This window comes from Gordonia bronchialis DSM 43247 (assembly GCF_000024785.1).
Lineage (GTDB): Bacteria > Actinomycetota > Actinomycetes > Mycobacteriales > Mycobacteriaceae > Gordonia > Gordonia bronchialis.
This window is the reverse complement of record NC_013441.1, coordinates 2,522,700-2,541,127: the sequence shown is the minus strand read 5'-3', so window position 1 is coordinate 2,541,127 and position 18,428 is coordinate 2,522,700. Positions and strand designations below refer to the sequence as shown.

General features: G+C 67.8%; 16 protein-coding genes. 10 read left to right on the top strand and 6 right to left on the bottom strand.

Annotated features, from left to right (window positions below):
* From sufC to GBRO_RS11845, 4 genes are read right to left on the bottom strand one after another with little or no spacing between them, the layout of a single operon-like run.
* Positions 1 to 774, bottom strand: coding sequence for a Fe-S cluster assembly ATPase SufC (sufC, locus tag GBRO_RS11860; protein ID WP_012834182.1), 774 nt, complete (start codon positions 772 to 774; stop codon positions 1 to 3).
* A gap of 46 nt (positions 775 to 820) precedes the next feature.
* A complete protein-coding gene (gene sufD, locus GBRO_RS11855; protein WP_012834181.1) occupies positions 821 to 2,002 on the bottom strand; it encodes a Fe-S cluster assembly protein SufD in 1,182 nt (393 codons plus the stop codon).
* On the bottom strand, positions 2,002 to 3,459 hold the full coding sequence (gene sufB, locus GBRO_RS11850) for a Fe-S cluster assembly protein SufB (RefSeq protein WP_012834180.1): 1,458 nt from the start codon (positions 3,457 to 3,459) through the stop codon (positions 2,002 to 2,004). The genes sufD and sufB overlap by 1 nt, the downstream gene beginning before the upstream one ends.
* Positions 3,456 to 4,280, bottom strand: a complete 825-nt coding sequence (locus GBRO_RS11845; RefSeq protein WP_012834179.1) for a helix-turn-helix transcriptional regulator — start codon at positions 4,278 to 4,280, stop codon at positions 3,456 to 3,458. Before GBRO_RS11845 ends, sufB begins: the two co-directional genes overlap by 4 nt.
* A 138-nt stretch (positions 4,281 to 4,418) precedes the next feature.
* Between GBRO_RS11845 and mptB the strand changes: the two genes are divergently transcribed.
* From mptB to GBRO_RS11825, 4 genes are all read left to right on the top strand, one after another.
* Positions 4,419 to 6,242: a polyprenol phosphomannose-dependent alpha 1,6 mannosyltransferase MptB gene (gene mptB, locus GBRO_RS11840; protein ID WP_012834178.1), complete on the top strand. Its 1,824-nt coding sequence runs from the start codon at positions 4,419 to 4,421 to the stop codon at positions 6,240 to 6,242.
* A 63-nt stretch (positions 6,243 to 6,305) separates the two neighbouring features.
* Complete coding sequence (locus GBRO_RS11835) at positions 6,306 to 7,322, top strand: ABC transporter ATP-binding protein (RefSeq protein WP_012834177.1); 1,017 nt, start codon at positions 6,306 to 6,308, stop codon at positions 7,320 to 7,322.
* A complete protein-coding gene (locus GBRO_RS11830; RefSeq protein ID WP_012834176.1) occupies positions 7,319 to 8,143 on the top strand; it encodes an ABC transporter permease in 825 nt (274 codons plus the stop codon). The genes GBRO_RS11835 and GBRO_RS11830 overlap by 4 nt, the downstream gene beginning before the upstream one ends.
* Positions 8,140 to 9,153 (top strand): COX15/CtaA family protein, encoded by a 1,014-nt coding sequence (locus GBRO_RS11825; RefSeq protein WP_012834175.1) that lies wholly within the window; start codon positions 8,140 to 8,142, stop codon positions 9,151 to 9,153. Before GBRO_RS11830 ends, GBRO_RS11825 begins: the two co-directional genes overlap by 4 nt.
* Before the next feature lie 12 nt (positions 9,154 to 9,165).
* Here the strand turns inward: GBRO_RS11825 and GBRO_RS11820 are convergent, their stop codons facing one another.
* A complete protein-coding gene (locus GBRO_RS11820) occupies positions 9,166 to 9,555 on the bottom strand; it encodes a hypothetical protein (RefSeq protein WP_223374082.1) in 390 nt (129 codons plus the stop codon).
* A gap of 73 nt (positions 9,556 to 9,628) precedes the next feature.
* On the opposite strand from GBRO_RS11820, the gene GBRO_RS11815 reads away from it, so the two are divergent.
* Positions 9,629 to 10,597: a quinone oxidoreductase family protein gene (locus GBRO_RS11815; protein ID WP_012834173.1), complete on the top strand. Its 969-nt coding sequence runs from the start codon at positions 9,629 to 9,631 to the stop codon at positions 10,595 to 10,597.
* Between the two features lie 54 nt (positions 10,598 to 10,651).
* Here GBRO_RS11815 and GBRO_RS11810 read toward each other — a convergent pair whose 3' ends face one another.
* The gene (locus GBRO_RS11810) at positions 10,652 to 11,716 is read right to left on the bottom strand and encodes a heme o synthase (RefSeq protein ID WP_085950365.1); all 1,065 of its coding nucleotides are present in this window, start codon (positions 11,714 to 11,716) and stop codon (positions 10,652 to 10,654) included.
* A 259-nt stretch (positions 11,717 to 11,975) separates the two neighbouring features.
* Here GBRO_RS11810 and tkt point away from each other — a divergent pair, with 259 nt between their 5' ends.
* The 5 genes from tkt to pgl are packed head-to-tail and all read left to right on the top strand — an operon-like array spanning position 11,976 to position 18,421.
* Positions 11,976 to 14,063 carry a transketolase gene (gene tkt, locus GBRO_RS11805; protein ID WP_012834171.1) on the top strand — a complete coding sequence of 696 codons (2,088 nt, stop codon included), beginning with the start codon at positions 11,976 to 11,978 and terminating at the stop codon, positions 14,061 to 14,063.
* A gap of 12 nt (positions 14,064 to 14,075) precedes the next feature.
* Positions 14,076 to 15,194 carry a transaldolase gene (gene tal / locus GBRO_RS11800; protein ID WP_012834170.1) on the top strand — a complete coding sequence of 373 codons (1,119 nt, stop codon included), beginning with the start codon at positions 14,076 to 14,078 and terminating at the stop codon, positions 15,192 to 15,194.
* 5 nt (positions 15,195 to 15,199) lie between these two features.
* Positions 15,200 to 16,738 carry a glucose-6-phosphate dehydrogenase gene (zwf, locus tag GBRO_RS11795; RefSeq protein WP_012834169.1) on the top strand — a complete coding sequence of 513 codons (1,539 nt, stop codon included), beginning with the start codon at positions 15,200 to 15,202 and terminating at the stop codon, positions 16,736 to 16,738.
* Between the two features lie 28 nt (positions 16,739 to 16,766).
* Complete coding sequence (locus GBRO_RS11790; RefSeq protein ID WP_012834168.1) at positions 16,767 to 17,681, top strand: glucose-6-phosphate dehydrogenase assembly protein OpcA; 915 nt, start codon at positions 16,767 to 16,769, stop codon at positions 17,679 to 17,681.
* Positions 17,681 to 18,421, top strand: coding sequence for a 6-phosphogluconolactonase (gene pgl, locus GBRO_RS11785; RefSeq protein ID WP_012834167.1), 741 nt, complete (start codon positions 17,681 to 17,683; stop codon positions 18,419 to 18,421). Before GBRO_RS11790 ends, pgl begins: the two co-directional genes overlap by 1 nt.
* Positions 18,422 to 18,428: the final 7 nt, after the last annotated feature.

Genomic DNA, 18,428 nt, shown 5'->3' with positions numbered 1-18,428 from the left:
TCAGCCCGCCTTGGCCGGGGAGGTGAACCGCACGTAGCCGTTGTCCTCCAGCTCGTCGGCGAGCTCGGGACCAGCGGATTCGACGATGCGGCCGTTGACGAAGACGTGCACGAACTCCGGCTTGATATAGCGCAGAATCCGGGTGTAGTGGGTGATCAGCAGGACGCCACCGTGCTCGCGGTCCTTGTAGCGGTTGACACCTTCGCTGACCACGCGCAGTGCGTCGACGTCCAGGCCGGAGTCGGTCTCGTCGAGGATCGCGATCTTCGGCTTGAGCAGGTCGAGCTGCAGGATCTCGTGGCGCTTCTTCTCGCCACCGGAGAATCCTTCATTGACGCTGCGTTCGGCGAAGGACGGATCGATGTCCAGCGCGGTCATCGCCTCCTTGGTCTCCTTGACCCAGTGCCGCAGCTTCGGCGCTTCGCCGCGCACGGCGGTGGCCGCGGTCCGTAGGAAGTTCGACATCGACACACCGGGCACCTCGACCGGGTACTGCATCGCCAGGAACAGGCCCGCCCGGGCGCGCTCGTCGACGCTCATCTCCAGGACGTCCTCACCGTCGAGGGTGATCGACCCCTGGGTCACCTGGTACTTGGGGTGGCCGGCGATCGCATAGGACAGCGTCGACTTGCCGGAACCGTTGGGCCCCATGATGGCGTGGGTCTCACCCGAACTCACCGTCAGGTCGACACCCTTGAGGATGTGGATGGGTTCGGCGTCGGCGTCGGTCTGGGCGACATCGACGTGCAGGTCGCGGATTTCCAGTGTGGTCATGGTGTGCGGTGTTCTCTCGTTCGTGAGTGGTGGGCTGGGAGACGACTCAGGCGCCGGCGATCTCGAGTTCTTTCTCGATGGCCGCCTCAAGGCGGTCCCGGATGTCGGGAACCGAGATCTTGGCGATGATCTCGCGGAAGAAGCCGCGGATGACCAGGCGGCGGGCCTGGTCCTCCGGGATACCGCGCGCCTGCAGGTAGAACAGCTGCTCGTCGTCGAAACGGCCGGTGGCACTGGCGTGTCCGGCGCCGACGATCTCACCGGTCTCGATCTCCAGATTGGGCACCGAGTCGGCACGGGCGTTGTCGGTGAGCACCAGGTTGCGGTTGAGCTCGAAGGTGTCGGTGCCCTCGGCGGCCGGCCGGATCAGGACGTCGCCGATCCACACGGTGTGGGCCTCGCGGGACCGGTCACCGGATGTATCACCTTGCAGCGCACCCTTGTACACCACATTGGAGCGGCAGTGGGGCTGGCTGTGATCGACGAGCAGCCGCTGCTCGAGGTGCTGTCCGGCGTCGGCGAAGTAGAGTCCCCACAGTTCGACGTCGCCGCCGGGTGCGTCGTAGTGCACCACCGGTGAGAGCCGAACCAGGTTGCCGCCCAGGCTGATCGCGAAATGCCGGATGCTCGCGTCGCGCCCCACCCGAAGATGATGGGCGGCCACGTGCACCGCGTCATCGGCCCAGTCGTGCACGTTCACGACCGTGAGCGAAGCCTGATCACCGACAACGAATTCCACGTTCTCCGCGTAGGTTCCCGACCCCTTCTGATCGAGCACCACCACGGCGCGCGCAAACGGCTCCAGCCGCACCTGCAGGTGCCCGAAGCCCACCTCGCCCGCACCCGGGCCCTCGACCGTCACGACGATCGGGTCGGCCGGTTGGGTCTCCTTGCCGACGGTGATCACCGTCGCCTGGGTGAACGACGAATATGCCTGCGCCGCAATGCGGTCGAACGGCACGCCGCCGTCGCCGAGACGGGCGTCGTCGCGTCCGACCGTCTCCACGGAGACTCCGGCGGCCTCTCCGGTCACGGTGACGGCTGCCTCGGCGGTGCGCTCGGCCGAACCGTCATGCAGACCGCGCAGCCGGCGGAACGGGGTGAACCGCCACACCTCTTCACGCGGGCTGGGTACCTCGAAGGCGTTCACGTCGAAAGACGTGAACATCTCGCCTTTATTGACGGGGGCGGCAGCAGCCGCGCTGACGGGCAATGTCGGATCTGCCATCAGCCGACGGCTCCTTCCATCTGGAGTTCGATGAGACGGTTGAGTTCGAGCGCGTACTCCATCGGGAGTTCCTTGGCGATCGGCTCCACGAACCCGCGGACCACCATCGCCATCGCCTCGTCCTCGGTGAGGCCACGGCTCATCAGGTAGAACAACTGGTCGTCGCTGACCTTGGAGACGGTCGCCTCGTGACCCATCGTCACGTCGTCCTCACGGATGTCGACGTACGGGTAGGTGTCGCTGCGCGAAATCGTGTCGACCAGCAGCGCATCGCATTTCACCGTCGAACGGCTGCCGTGCGCACCGCTGTTGACCTTGATCAGGCCGCGGTAGGAGGCCCGGCCGCCGCCGCGGGCGACGGACTTGGAGACGATGTTGCTCGACGTGTTGGGTGCCAGGTGCACCATCTTGGAACCGGTGTCCTGATGCTGCCCCTCGCCGGCGAACGCCACCGAGAGGACCTCGCCCTTGGCGTGCTCACCGGTCAGCCACACCGCCGGGTACTTCATCGTCACCTTGGAACCGATGTTGCCGTCGATCCACTCCATGGTCGCGCCGGCCTCGGCCTTGGCGCGCTTGGTGACGAGGTTGTAGACGTTGTTCGACCAGTTCTGGATGGTCGTGTAGCGGCAGCGGCCACCCTTCTTCACGACGATCTCGACCACCGCGGAGTGCAGCGAATCGGTCTTGTAGATCGGCGCGGTACATCCCTCGACGTAGTGCACGTAGGCACCCTCGTCGACGATGATCAGGGTCCGCTCGAACTGACCCATGTTCTCGGTGTTGATGCGGAAGTAGGCCTGCAACGGGATGTCGACATGCACACCCGGGGGCACGTAGATGAACGAGCCACCCGACCACACCGCGGTGTTGAGCGCGGAGAACTTGTTGTCCCCGGCCGGGATCACCGATCCGAAGTACTCCTGGAAGATCTCCGGGTGCTCCTTGAGGCCGGTGTCGGTATCGAGGAAGATCACGCCCTGCTGCTCCAGATCCTCACGGATCTGGTGGTAGACCACCTCGGACTCGTACTGCGCGGCGACGCCGGCCACCAGACGCTGCTTCTCGGCCTCGGGGATGCCGAGCCGGTCGTAGGTGTTCTTGATGTCCTCGGGCAGCTCGTCCCAGGTGGTCGCCTGCTTCTCGGTGGAGCGGACGAAGTATTTGATGTTGTCGAAGTCGATGCCGTCGAGCTCGGCGCCCCAGTGCGGCATCGGCTTGCGGTCGAAGATGCGCAGCGCCTTGAGCCGCTGCTCGAGCATCCACTCGGGCTCGTTCTTCTTCGACGAGATGTCGGCGACCACCGCGTCGGACAGTCCGCGCTGGGCGCTCGCGCCGGCGACGTCGGAATCCGACCACCCATAGCCGTAGTTACCCAGCGAGGCGATCGTCTCCTCCTGGGTGAGCGGTGCTGCCTTCATCGGGGCACTCGTGCCGGTGGGCTCGGTGACTGTCATCGCGAGACCTTTCGGGTTGTCCCTTGCGGGGGTTGCTGGGCAAGAGTCGGCGCGGGCTGTGCGTCGCTCCGGTGTCGTGCGCTGCGTTCGCCGGGGTCGTCGGGCACCGACTGCAGCGGTACGTGGGTGGTGCATGCGCAGTCGCCGTTGGCGATGGTCGCCAGGCGCTGCACGTGTGTGCCGAGCAGTTCGGTGAACACGGCGGTCTCCGCCTCACACAACTGCGGGAACTCCGTCGCGACATGGGCGACCGGGCAATGATGCTGGCAGATCTGCATCCCGGTGCCCACCTCACGGGTGTTTGTGGCATAACCGGCACTGGTCAGTGCGTCGGCGATGGCCTCGACGGTGTCGGCAACGCTGGTTGAGCCACCGCTGGCCGGCACCCCGGCCACGATGCGCTCGACCCGTTCCCGGGCGAACTCCTCGACGGCGTCGTCACCGGCGACGGCGCGCAACTTGCGCATGGCCGCCCCGGCGAGGTCGTCGTAGGCGTGCCGAAGCTTGCCGCGGCCCGTCGCGGTCAGCTGGAACCACTTCGCCGGCCGGCCGCGGCCACGCTGACCGAATCCCGACGACGAGACCTCTACGTCACCCACGGCGAGCAGAGCGTCGAGATGCCTGCGGACGCCGGCGGCACTGATGCCGAGGCGTTCACCGATCTCGCCCGCCGTCAGCGGCCCGTCTTCGACGAGGAGTGTGACGACCGCAGCGCGGGTCTGACCGTCGTGATGAGCGGTCCCCTCTGCCGGTCCGATGACGTCACCGGACGACGGGACGTCGCTGGAGCTGTCTGCGGACAGCGCAACTTCGTTCCCCATGGTTTTCACAACACGAGTGTGACGTAATTGATTCCGCACTGCCAGCAAGGGTGCCCTTAGCCACGCGAGCGATCTCGCCCGAACAACACGTGGCGGGGTGCTCACCGGACCGTGTGCGGCGGCCACTAGAGTCGTTCTGTGCCCGAAACCACAGTCTTGCGCCGTGCGCTGGACTACTTCGGACTGAGCAAGACCACGACGACGTCGAACTCCGACGACGATGCGATCGACCGTCCCGGTGACTACGGCAAGACCGTCGCCCGACTCCACGACGACGAGCGTGAGGTCGGCCCACTCAACGCCGAGGAGTCCCGTCGCCTCCGGCGCATCAAACTCTTCGGCGCCACCGGGTCGGTACTCATACTGATCGGGTCACTGGGTACCGGAGCGATCCCGGTGCTGCAGAATCCGGTCGCCGGCATGCGTGTGCTGTCGTTGCCGTCGCGCATGTTCGGGACGGCGCTCGCGCTGTCCATCAGCGGCACCCTCACCCTGGTCGTGGCGTGGCTGCTGCTGGGGCGCTTCGCCGTCGGCCGGTTGTCGGTGGAGGTCCGCAACGGGCGCAGCCCGGCCCGGCGCATGAGCCGCCGGCAGGCCGACCGGACACTGCTGCTGTGGATCGCGCCGATCGTCGTCGCCCCGCCCCTGCTCAGCAAGGATGTCTACTCCTACCTGGCCCAGAGCGCGATCGCCTATCGCGGGATGGATCCGTACGCCGTCGGCCCGATGGGCGGACTCGGCATCGATCACGTGCTCACCCGGTCGGTACCCAATCTGTGGCGAGACACACCTGCCCCCTATGGTCCGTTGTTCCTATGGATCGGCGAGGGCATCACCGCGATCACCGGCGAGAACATCACCGCCGCCATCTTCTTGCACCGTCTCATCGCCCTGGTCGGCATCGCGCTGATCGTGTGGGCGCTCCCCCGCCTGGCCCGACGGTGCGGGGTGTCGTCGGTGGCGGCGATCTGGCTGGGCGCGATGAATCCGCTGCTGATCCTGCACCTGGTCGGTGGCATCCACAACGAGGCCCTGATGCTCGGGCTGATGCTGGTGGGTCTCGAGCTCAGCTTCCGCGCGATCTACGGGCCCGACCTGTTGCGGAACCCGGGGTCCTTCTGGCCGTCGCGCAGCGGCTGGATCCTCATCGGCGGTGCCGCGGTGCTCGCGGCGTCGGCGATGGTCAAGTTCACCTCGATGCTCTCGCTGGGATTCGTCGGGATCGCGCTCGCCCTGCGCTGGGGGGCCACGCTGCCCGCCCTGCGTCGCGCACCGCTGCAGCAGTGGTGGCAACGATCGCGGCAGACCGTGTACGCGCTGTCCCTGTCGGCCGGTTTCTACGCGGTCGTCGCCGGCGTGGTGATCGTGGTCATCAGTGTGGGAACCGGACTCGGGTTCGGCTGGACCGGCACCCTCACGACCGGTGAGATCGTCCGGTCCTGGATGTCGATGCCCACGCTGCTGTCGGTGACCACCGGCCGGTTGGGCGTCAACCTGGGGCTCGGCGATCACACCCAGGCCGTTCTCGAGGTCGCACGCCCGATCGGTCAGCTCATCGCGGCGGGGTTCATCGTGCGCTGGATGCTCGCCACCCTGGGCGGGCGCCTGCACCCGCTGGGCGCCCTCGGTGTGTCCATGGCCACAGTCGTGCTGTTCTTCCCGTTCGTCCAGGCCTGGTATCTGCTCTGGGCGGTCATCCCACTCGCCGCGTGGGCGACCGGTCCGTGGTTCCGGCTTTCGACCATCGCGGCGTCGGCGATCATCGCGATCGTCGTCATGCCGACCAGCTCCAACACCAGCGGAGTGGTGCTGGCACAAGGTGTTCTGGCCGGGGTGATCATGGTGGCCGTGCTCACCGCGGTGTTCTTCGAGGACGACCCGTTCACCCGGCGGCGCCGACGACGACACCCACCGGCCGACGCCGACCCGCACGAGGAGTCCCGTGCGGGTGCGGGTTCGTGAATCCCGTCGCATCGCCGGCCACCGTTTTTCGTCCAGCGCCGTCGAGCGCATAGTCTGAGCTGTGTGCGCGGCACAACGTCTCATCGCTTGGACGGCGACGATCCCCTGGTCGATCGCCCCTCCGGTGATCGCGCCACCCACCGCCCGGCCGGTCCGCGCGCGAACGCCGCGCTGACCGTTCGCGGCCTGGTCAAACGCTACGACCGCCACACCGCCGTCGACGGCCTCGACCTCGACCTCGAACGCGGCTCGATCCTCGCCCTGCTCGGCCCCAACGGGGCGGGCAAGACGACCACCGTGGAGATCTGCGAGGGTTTCGTCACCCCCGACGCGGGTTCGGTCCGGGTGCTGGGGCTGGACCCGCACGCCGACAACGACAGGCTGCGCACCCGCATCGGGGTGATGTTGCAGGGCGGAGGCGCCTATCCCGGCGCCCGCGCCGAGGAGATGCTCGGCCTCGTCGCCTCCTATGCCGCAGACCCGATCGATCCCGACTGGCTGCTGGACGCCCTCGGCCTCACCGAGGCCCGCCGGACCTCGTTCCGACGCCTCTCCGGTGGGCAACAGCAGCGTCTGTCGCTGGCCTGCGCCATCGTCGGCCGGCCCGAGATGGTCTTCCTCGACGAACCGACCGCCGGGCTCGACGCCCATGCCCGGCTGGTGGTGTGGGAACTCGTGGACCGGTTGCGCGCCGATGGTGTGTCGGTACTGCTGACCACCCATCTGATGGACGAGGCCGAGGAACTGGCCGACCAGGTCGTCATCATCGACCGCGGCCGCTGCGTTGCGGCCGGTACCCCCGCCGATCTCACCAGTCGAGGCGCCGAGAACGAGTTGCGCTTCACCGCTCCCCGGGGGCTGGACCTCGCGATGCTGCGGCTCGCCCTGCCCGAGGACTACCAGTGCACCGAAGCGACACCGGGCACCTACCTCGTCGTCGGGCAGGTCACCCCTCAGGTCCTGGCCACCGTCACCGCGTGGTGCGCCAAGATCAACGTGCTGGCCACCGATCTGCGGGTGGAGACCCGCAGCCTCGAAGACGTGTTCCTCGACCTGACCGGACGGGCACTGCGCTCATGACCCGAACCTCCCGCGGACCTTCTGCCGATGCCCGGCCCGGTGAACTCTTCCCGCCCGGCACCTTTGCGCCCCGGCCGCAGACCGCCGGCATTGCCGCGATGCTCGCAGCCCAGTCGCGTCTCGAACTCCGACTGCTGCTGCGCAACGGCGAACAACTGTTGCTCACCATGTTCATCCCGATCACCCTGCTCATCGGTCTGTGTCTGCTGCCCGTCGACACCGGACTCGGCACCGGTCCGGCGGCACGCGCCGACGTCTTCGTGCCGGCGATCCTCACCGTGGCGGTGATGTCCACCGCATTCACCGGCCAGGCCATCGCCGTCGGCTTCGACCGCCGGTACGGAGCGCTGAAACGTCTTGGCGCAACCCCGATTCCGCGGTGGGGCATCATCGTCGGCAAGTCGATCGCGGTGCTGGTGGTGGTGATCGCGCAGTCGGTGATCCTCGGCGCGATCGGCGTCGCCTTCGGCTGGCGGCCCGCAATCCTCGGCCTCGCGCTCGGTGCAGTGGTGATCGCCATCGGCACCGCCTGCTTTGCCGCACTGGGGCTGCTGCTCGGCGGCACGCTGAAAGCCGAGGTGGTTCTCGCGCTGGCCAATCTGGCCTGGTTCGCGCTCGTCGGGATCGGCAGTCTCGTGGTGCTGGATTCCCGAGTGCCCGACGCCGTCTGGTGGGTGGCCCGCTGTGTCCCGTCCGGTGCACTGACCGAGGCCCTCGAACGGGCGTCACACGGGACGGTCGACGTCTTCGGTATAGGTGTGTTGCTGGTGTGGTCGGCGGTTGCCGCCGCGCTGGCGGTGAGGTGGTTCAGGTTCGAATGACGACATCACAGAGCCCGGCTCGCGCCGGTCAGGAGAACGACGCCACGGCGCAGTCCGCGGCGCCGGTGGCCGGCCGGTGGTCCCGCGTCCCCTACTTCGGCACGCCGACCGCGCGGTTCGTCCATCGCTGGGCCATCGCCCTGCTGGTCGCCAACGTGGGCATCGTCGCAACCGGCGGCGCGGTGCGCCTGACCGGCTCCGGGCTCGGGTGCCCCACGTGGCCCCGCTGTACCGACACGTCCTTCGTCCCGCACCAGGCACTCGGCTATCACGGCGTGATCGAATTCGGTAACCGCATGCTGACCTGGGTGCTCATCGCGATCGCCATCGCCACCTGGGTGGCCGTCTGGCGCCGCGCGGGCTCGACCCGCGCCGATCGCCGACTGGCGACCGTGCTGGCGCTGGGCATCCCATTTCAGGGCGTCATCGGCGGGATCACGGTCCTCACCGATCTCAACCCGTGGGTCGTCGCCCTGCACTTCCTGCTCTCCATGGCGCTGGTGTCCGGGTCCACTGTGCTGGTGCACCGGACGCGGCCGTACCCGGACACCGAGGTCGCCGCGCCGGAACCGTCGTCGGCGCAGCGTCTGGGTAGATACCTCTCGTGGCTCACCTATCTGGTGACCTGGGTGACCATCTACCTGGGCACGGTGGTCACCGGGTCGGGTCCGCACGCCGGGGACGCCGATGCGCCCCGCAACGGCCTGGCGCCCGACCACGCCACGCAGTTGCACGCCGACGCCGTGTTCGTCCTGATCGGGTTGTCGGTGGCGCTCGTGGTGTTCACCCGCGTCCTCGGCGTGCCGCAGCAACGTACGGCGCTGACCTTCGTCGGGTTGCTCGCCGTCCAGGGCGTCATCGGCGTGGTGCAGTACGTGACGGATCTGCCGATCCTGCTGGTGATCTTGCACATGGCCGGCAGCGCGGCGCTGCTGATCGGCGCCACCTGGCTGATCCTGGAGTTCGCGCCGTCACGCAAGCACGACCGCGAGCCCCAACCGATCGGCTGACGGCCGGAGTCTTCAGAGAATCGCCGAGTTGCGCGCCTTGGGGAACCGCTTCTGACCGGCCACCCAGCCCGCCATCTTGCGGTAGTGCGACGGCTTCACGGTGGCCGCCGACGTCAGATCACGGTCCCACTCGGCGATCTCGACACCCTCGACGGCGTCGACGACCGCGTGCGCGGTCGCGATGTCGTCCACGACGCGGTCACCGAGGATCCCGCCGTCCTCGCCGACGAGCGTGATGCGTACGCCCGCGGTCCCGATCGGCTGCAGGACGGCCTTGGCCTCCCCACCCTCCCGGGCGACGAACCCGCGGACCGAGGAAACCACCTGGGCCGGCGCCGTGACCGGCTTCTGTGTGGACGGGTTCTGCTCGTCGGGATCGTGTTCCGTCGCAGCGTCAGTCATGCCCGTGAGCATACCGCCCGGTAACAAGACCTCACTGTCGAGACCCCACGCGGCGGCGGTGTAAACAGAAGACATGCGCGCGATTCAGGTAACCCGACATGGCGGACCCGAGGTGCTGTCCTACGGCACGGTGGACGATCCGATCCCCGGCCCCGGCGAGGTACTCGTGAAGACCTCGGCCGTCGGCGTCAATTTCATCGACACCTATTTCCGCCGCGGGATGTATCCCTCCACACCGCCCTACATCCCGGGCAGCGAGGGCGCCGGCACCATCGTCGACGTCGGTGCCGAGGTCACCGACCTCACCGCCGGGCAGCGGGTGTGCTGGTGTGACGGACCGGCGAGTTACGCCGAGCTCGTCGCCGTGCCGGCCGCGCGGCTGGTTCCCATCCCCGACGGGGTGGACGACGCCGCGGCCGGTTCATCGCTGCTGCGCGGACTCACGGCCCACTATCTGCTCGACGGCAGCGCACACCCGCGGTCCGGCGACACCGTGCTGGTGCACGCCGGGGCCGGCGGTGTGGGTCTGGTACTCACCCAGCTGGCGAAGAAGCGCGGACTCACCGTGATCACCACCGTGTCCAGCGACGAGAAGGCCGAGCTGTCCGCGGGCGCCGGCGCAGATCACGTGTTGCGCTACGGCGACGACCTCGTCACACAGGTTCGTGACCTCACGGGAGGCCGCGGGGTGTCGGTGACCTACGACGGCGTCGGAGCCGACACCTTTGAGCAGTCCCTCGCGGTGACCGCCGTGCGCGGCATCATCGTGCTGTTCGGGGCTGCCAGCGGCCCGGTGCCGCCCTTCGATCTGCAACGGCTCAGCGCCGCCGGTTCGCTGTCGGTGACCCGTCCGACGCTGGCCCACTTCATCGCCGACACCGACGAACTGCGGTGGCGGGCCGGTGAATTCCTGGGGGCCGTCGCGGACGGTTCGGTGGACGTGCGCGTCGGGCAGCGTTACCGGCTCGCCGACGCGGAGAAGGCGCACACCGACCTCGAGGGACGGGTCACCACGGGTTCAACGGTCCTGCTTCCGGACTGATCGGTCAGAGACAGAGGGTGAGTTCAGGGACAGACCGGGTGAGTTCAGGCCGCGTCAGAACAGACTGGCGATGGTCGGCAAACCGATGACCGCATCGACCGCCAGCCCGCAGAACAGCACAGCGAGGTACTCGTTGGACTGCAGGAAGATCTTGAGCGGTGCGACCTCCGCACCACGGCGGGTGTCGCGGTAAAGAATGTGCACCCGACTGGCGAACCACGCGCCGGCCAGTACCGCGACGGCGGCGTAGATCCAGCTCGTCGCCGGGACCAGGATGAGCGAGCACACGACGGTCAGCCAGGTGTAGATCACCATCTGACGGGTGACGCGTTCCTCGGTGGCGATCACCGGCAGCATCGGCACGCCGGCGGCCTTGTAGTCCTCCTTGTAGCGCATCGCCAGCGCCCAGGTGTGCGGCGGGGTCCAGAAGAAGATGACGCCGAACAGCACCACCGGTTCCCAGCTGAGAGATCCGGTCACGGCCGCCCAGCCCACCAGCGTCGGCATGCATCCGGCCGCGCCACCCCACACCACGTTCTGCCAGGTCCGACGCTTGAGGATCATCGTGTAGACGCCGACGTAGAAGACAATCGTCGCCGAGACCAGCAGTGCGCTCAGGAGATTGGCGGCGACGGTCAGAACCGCGAATGACGCCGCCCACAACACGATCCCGAAGACGAGCGCGCTGCGCGGGGCGACCGCGCGTCGGGCCAGCGGACGGCGGGCCGTGCGTTTCATCTTCTGGTCGATGTCGGCGTCGACCACCATGTTCAGCGTGTTGGCGCTGGCCGCACCGAGCCAGCCGCCGACCAGCGTGCATGCGATGACGAGCAGGTCGACATGTCCGCGGTCGGCCTGCAGCATCACCGGGATGGTCGCCACCAGAAGAAGTTCGATGACGCGCGGCTTGGTCAGCGCGATGTAGGCGAGGATGGTCAGCTGAATGCGTCGCAGCCGACTCGGCGCGGCGTCGTCGGCATCTGCGGGAGTCAGGGTCCCGGCGGGCCGGGAAGAGCGGGATGCGGCGGTGTGGTCTCCGCTCACACGCTCCCCAATCCTCACGGCCTCTCCTCGTTCTGCCCGCCCAACGGTGTTCGACACCGGGGACTCCGACCTCATCGGGCCCGTCGGATCACTGCACAGCGGGCTACTACAGAGCATGGTAGACGTAGGCCGACTCGATCCGTGAATCGAGTCGGCCGCACCGCTTCGACCTGCCCCGGGTGGGCATCGTCCACTCGCTGCGCGACGGTCGCGCTGCGACGATTACTCTGGGTGGAGCACAGGCCGACGTCCCGATGATTCCCGCCTTCGCCGGGAACAGCTTGTCGGCATGTTCAACGTCCAGCACCGAGCAGGCACAGGAGACACCACGATCGTGGCCGACACAGACGAGATCCGCGCACTGACCACCCCTCGCCATCCCGATGATTGGTCCGATCTGGACACCCGCGCGGTCGACACGGTCCGTGTACTCGCTGCCGATGCCGTGCAGAAATGCGGCAGCGGGCATCCCGGGACCGCGATGAGTCTGGCACCGCTGGCCTACACGCTGTTCCAGCGTGTGATGCGCCACGACCCCGCCGACACCACGTGGGCCGGTCGTGATCGCTTCGTCCTGTCCTGCGGACACTCCAGCCTCACCCTCTACATCCAGCTGTACCTGGGCGGCTTCGGACTCGAACTCGCCGACCTCGAGGCGTTGCGCACCTGGGAGTCACTGACTCCCGGCCACCCGGAGTTCCGTCACACCAAGGGCGTGGAGATCACCACCGGACCGCTCGGCCAGGGGCTGGCGTCGGCGGTGGGTATGAGCATGGCCAGCCGCTACGAGCGCGGCCTGTTCGATCCGGACGCACCCGCCGGGCAGAGCCCCTTCGATCACTTCATCTACGTCGTCGCCTCCGACGGTGACATCGAGGAAGGCGTGACATCGGAGGCCAGTTCGCTGGCCGGCACCCAGCAGCTGGGCAATCTGATCGTCTTCTACGACCAGAACCAGATCTCGATCGAGGACGACACCGACATCGCACTCTCCGAGGACGTGGCCGCCCGCTACGAGGCCTACGGCTGGCACGTGCAGACCGTCGAGGGCGGCGAGGACGTGGTGGCCATTGAGGCGGCGATCGAAGCGGCGAAGGCAGTGCGGGACAAGCCGTCGATCATCTGCCTGCGGACCATAATCGGATTCCCCGCCCCCACCAAGATGAACACCGGCGGCATCCACGGTTCACCGCTCGGTGACGACGAGGTCGCCGCCACCAAGAAGGTCCTCGGCTTCGATCCGGACAAGAGTTTCGACGTCGCCGACGACGTGATCGCCCACACCCGCAAACTGGTTGAGCGGGGCGAGGCCGCCAAGGCCGAATGGACGTCCGCCTTCGACGCCTGGGCGCAGAAGAACCCCGACGCCAAGGCGCTCTACGACCGTCTCACCGCCCACGAACTCCCGGAGGGCTGGGCCGATGCCCTGCCCACCTGGACCCCCGGCGACAAGGACGTCGCCACTCGCAGTGCATCGGGCAAGGTGCTGAGTGCGCTGGCGCCGGTGCTGCCCGAACTCTGGGGTGGCTCGGCCGACCTGGCCGGCAGCAACAACACCACCATGGACGGCGCCCAGTCCTTCGGTCCACCGTCGATCAGCACCAAGAAGTGGAGCGCCGACCCGTACGGCCGAACCCTGCACTTCGGCATCCGCGAGCACGCGATGGGTGCGATCCTTTCGGGAATCGCGCTGCACGGACCGACCCGCGCCTACGGCGGCACGTTCCTGCAGTTCGCCGATTACATGCGGCCCGCGGTCCGGCTGGCCGCCCTGATGGAGATCGACCCGATCTACGTGTGGACACACGACTCGATCGGTCTCGGCGAAGACGGACCGACCCATCAACCGGTCGAACACCTCGCCGCACTGCGCGCCATTCCGCAGCTCGACGTGGTCCGCCCGGCCGACGCCAACGAGACCGCCCACGCCTGGGCACACCTGCTCACCCGCCGCAACCGGCCGGTCGGGCTGGCGCTCACCCGTCAGAACATCCCCATCCTGGACGGCACGTCGGCCGACGGCGTGGCCAAGGGCGGCTATGTCCTCAGCGACTCCGACGCCGACGCGCAGGTGGTCCTGATCGGCACCGGTTCCGAGGTCCATCTCGCCGTCGAGGCCCAGAAAGCATTGGCCGACAAGGGAATCAACGCGCGAGTCGTGTCCATGCCGTGTGTCGAGTGGTTCGACGAGCAGCCCCAGGGGTACCGCGATTCCGTGCTCCCGCCGTCGGTGCCGAGGGTGTCGGTGGAGGCCGGCATCTCGATGCCGTGGTACCGCATCGTCGGCGAGGGTGGCGAGATCGTCTCCCTGGACCACTTCGGCGCATCCGCCGATTACAAGGTGCTCTATCAGCAGTTCGGCATCACCGCGGAGGCGGTCGTCGGGGCCGCGCAGCGCGCCATCGAGAACAAACAGCACTGAAAGGGAACCCCCGTGACCCAGAACCAGAATCTCGCCGAACTGTCCGCTGCCGGAGTGTCGGTGTGGCTCGACGATCTGTCGCGCGACCTGATCGCCTCCGGCGACCTGGCCGACCTCATCGCGACCAAATCGGTGGTCGGGGTGACCACCAACCCGTCGATCTTCCAGGCAGCGCTGTCGAAGGGCAACAGCTACGACGCCCAGGTCAACGAGCTCGCCGCACGCGGTGCCGACGTGGATGCCACCATTCGCACCGTCACCACCGATGACGTCCGCAACGCCTGTGATGTCCTCGCCCCGGTCTTCGAGGAGTCGAACGGCGTCGACGGCCGCGTGTCCATCGAGGTCGATCCGCGCCTGGCGCACGATACCGACGGCACCGTCGCGCAGGCGATCGAGCTGTGGAAGATCGTGGACCGGCCCAACCTGCTGATCAAGATCCCGGCCACCAAGGCGGGCCTGCCCGCGATCACCAAGGTGCTCGCCGAGGGCATCAGCGTCAATGTCACCCTGATCTTCTCGGTGGAGCGCTACAAGGAGGTCATGGACGCCTACCTCGACGGCCTCGACGCCGCCGCCCTCGCGGGACACGACCTGTCGACCATCCACTCGGTCGCCTCGTTCTTCGTCTCGCGGGTGGACACCGAGGTGGACAAGCGCCTCGACGCCATCGGCACCCCGGAGGCCCTGGAACTGCGCGGCAAGGCGGCGCTGGCCAACGCGCGGCTGGCCTATCAGGCCTACCAGGAGATCTTCGAGGTGGAGTCACGCTTCCCCGATCTGCTGGCCCAGGGCGCACGGCCGCAGCGCGCACTGTGGGCGTCGACCGGCGTCAAGAACCCCGACTACCCCGACACTCTGTATGTGAGTGAACTGGTGGCGCCCAACACGGTCAACACCATGCCCGGCAAGACCATGGACGCCTTCGCCGACCACGGTTGGGTCAACACCGGTTCGATCGTCGGACTCGGACAGGAATCGCAGGCCGTCTTCGACGCGATCGCCGCGCTCGGCGTCGACTTCGCGGACGTCTTCGAGGTTCTCGAGAGCGAGGGCGTCAGCAAATTCGAGGATGCCTGGAACGATCTGCTGACCGCGACCGCCGAACAGCTCGCCGCCGCGAAGGGCTGACCCACGTGCCCAAGGGCCCGACCGGCTGGACCAATCCGCTACGTGACCCCCGTGACAAGCGCCTCCCCCGGATCGCCGGTCCCAGCAGCCTGGTCATCTTCGGCGTCACGGGTGACCTGGCCCGCAAGAAGCTCATGCCGGCGATCTACGATCTCGCCAACCGGGGGCTGCTGCCGCCGTCGTTCGCGCTGATCGGCTTCGGCCGTCGGGACTGGACCGACGAGGATTTCGCGGGCGTGGTGCACGACGCGGTCCGCGAGCACACCCGAACCGGTTTCCGTGAGGAGGTCTGGGAGCGGCTGGCGGAGGGCTTTCGCTTCGTGCAGGGCACCTTCGACGACGACGACTCCTTCGACCGGCTCCGCGACACGCTGGCCCGGCTCGACGTCGAACGCGGCACCGACGGCAATCACGCCTTCTACCTGTCGATCCCGCCGAACGCCTTCCCCACCGTCTGCGAGCAACTCGATCGCAGCGGGCTGGCGAAGGTGGAGGGCGACAGCTGGCGGCGCGTGGTCATCGAGAAGCCGTTCGGTCACGATCTGCAGTCGGCCAAGGAACTCAACGCGATCGTCAACAGCGTCTTCCCCGAGTCGTCGGTGTTCCGCATCGACCACTACCTCGGCAAGGAGACGGTGCAGAACATCCTGGCGTTGCGCTTCGCGAACCAGCTGTTCGATCCGCTGTGGAGTTCGCACTACGTGGACCATGTGCAGATCACGATGGCCGAGGACATCGGACTCGGCGGACGGGCCGGCTACTACGACGGGATCGGCGCCGCCCGTGACGTCATCCAGAACCACCTGTTGCAGTTGATGGCGCTGGTGGCGATGGAGGAACCGATCTCCTTCGAGCCCAAGCAATTACAGGCCGAGAAGATCAAGGTGCTCTCGGCGACGAGCAACATCCTGCCGATCGCCGAGAACACCGCCCGCGGCCAGTACGGTCCTGGCTGGCAGGGCAGCCAGAAGGTACCCGGACTCATCGACGAGGAGGGATTCGATCCCGATTCGACCACCGAGACCTTCGCCGCGATCGCCCTCGAGGTGGACTCCCGACGCTGGGCCGGGGTGCCGTTCTATCTGCGCACCGGAAAACGGTTGGGGCGCAGGGTCACCGAGATCGCGCTGGTGTTCAAACGGGCACCGCACCTGCCCTTCGACAAGACGATGACCGAGGAGCTCAGCCAGAACGCGCTGGTGATCCGGGTCCAGCCCGACGAGGGCATCACGATGCGCTTCGGATCGAAGGTTCCGGCGTCGAGCATGGAGGTCCGCGACGTCAACATGGACTTCAGCTACGGCACGGCGTTCACCGAGGCCTCCCCGGAAGCCTACGAACGCCTCATCCTCGACGTGCTGCTCGGCGAGCCGTCGCTGTTCCCGGTGAATGAGGAAGTCGAATTGTCGTGGGAGATCCTCGATCCGGTCCTCGAGCATTGGGCATCGGAGGGGCGGCCGGACGAATACGAATCGGGCACCTGGGGTCCGGCGTCGGCCGAGAAGATGCTGGCCCGGACGGGACGCGCCTGGCGCCGGCCGTGACCGCACACATCAGCTATCAGGAGATCGCATGATCGTCGAACTGCCGGACACCTCCACCAACGACGTCGCCAAGAAGATCGTCGAGGTCCGCGAATCCGGCGGTGCGGTGAGCCTCGGCCGGGTCCTCACCCTGGTGGTGTGCGCCGATCACGGCGAGCCGACCGAGGGCGCCATCGAAGGTGCCATCGGTGCGAGCCGGGAACACCCGAGTCGCGTGATCGTGGTCTCCCGCGGTGAGCGATCCGAGGACAGCCGGCTCGACGCGGAGATCCGCGTGGGAGGCGACGCGGGCGCCTCGGAGGTCGTGATCCTCTCGCTCTCCGGCGAACTCGCCGATCATCCGCACAGCGTCGTCACGCCGTTCCTGCTGCCGGACACCCCGGTGGTCACGTGGTGGCCGGGTGCCGCGCCGGAGGATCCGGCCGCCGATCCCATCGGTCAGCTCGGCCGGCGACGAATCCTCGACGCCACCAGATCCGCGCATCCCGAGACCGTGCTCGCCCGGCGGCTGGCCACCTACTCCCCCGGCGACACCGACCTCGCCTGGACCCGTATCACGCACTGGCGCGCCATTCTCGCGTCGGCGGTGGATCGTCCGCCGCATACGGCGATCACCAGCGTCGAGGTCACCGGCCAGCAGGTCGCGCCGTCGGTGGACCTGCTCGCCGGCTGGTTGCGCGCCACCCTCGGGGTGCCGGTGTATCGCCGGGTCGGCAGCTTCGAGGTGCGGGTCCATCGGGAGGAGGGTCCGACGATCCTCGCGGTCGACGAGAACAACAACGCCATCATCACCGCACCGGGCAAGCCGGACGGTCGAGTCGCGATGATGCACCGCGACCTGCCGATGTGCCTGATCGAAGAATTGCGGCGCCTCGACAGCGACGAGGTGTACGCCGAGGCACTGCGCGGAGTCACCGAGATCATCGTCGAAGGAGTTGCCTGATGTCCGTCGAAACACTCGTCTTCGACGCCAAGGACGAGCTGGTGTCCACCGCGGCACGCAGATTCGTCGACCTCGTCACCGCCGCCCAGCGTGACCGCGGTGTCGCGAGCGTGGTGCTCACCGGCGGCAGCAACGGCATCGCGATCCTCGCCGAACTCGCCGCCGACAGCGGCAGCATCGACTGGTCGCGGGTCGACATCTATTGGGGGGACGATCGTTTCGTCCCCGCCGATGATTCGGAACGCAATTACGGCCAGGCCGTAGGGGCGCTGCTGAACTCGGTCCCCGTCGATCCCGACCGGGTACATCCGATGGCACCGTCCGACGGTCCGCTCGGTGACGACATCGACGCCGCCGCGGCCGACTACGCCGCCGTTCTGGCCGCGAACTCCGCCGACGGGGTGGCGCCCAACTTCGATCTACATCTGCTCGGCATGGGCGGCGAAGGCCACATCAACTCGTTGTTCCCCCACACCGCGGCCACCGCTGAGACCGTCAAGTCGGTTGTGGCGGTTGAGGACTCACCCAAGCCGCCGCCACGCCGAATCACCCTGACGCTGCCCGTGGTCAATCGCAGCCGCGCCGTGTGGTTCCTGGTCGCGGGTGCCGACAAGGCCGAGGCCGTGGCCGCCGCACACGCGGGAGCCGATCCGGCGGACTGGCCGTGCGCGGGAGCCCACGGCACCGAAGAGACCATCTGGTTCCTCGACGACGGGGCGGCATCGACGCTGCCCGGCTGATCTCGAT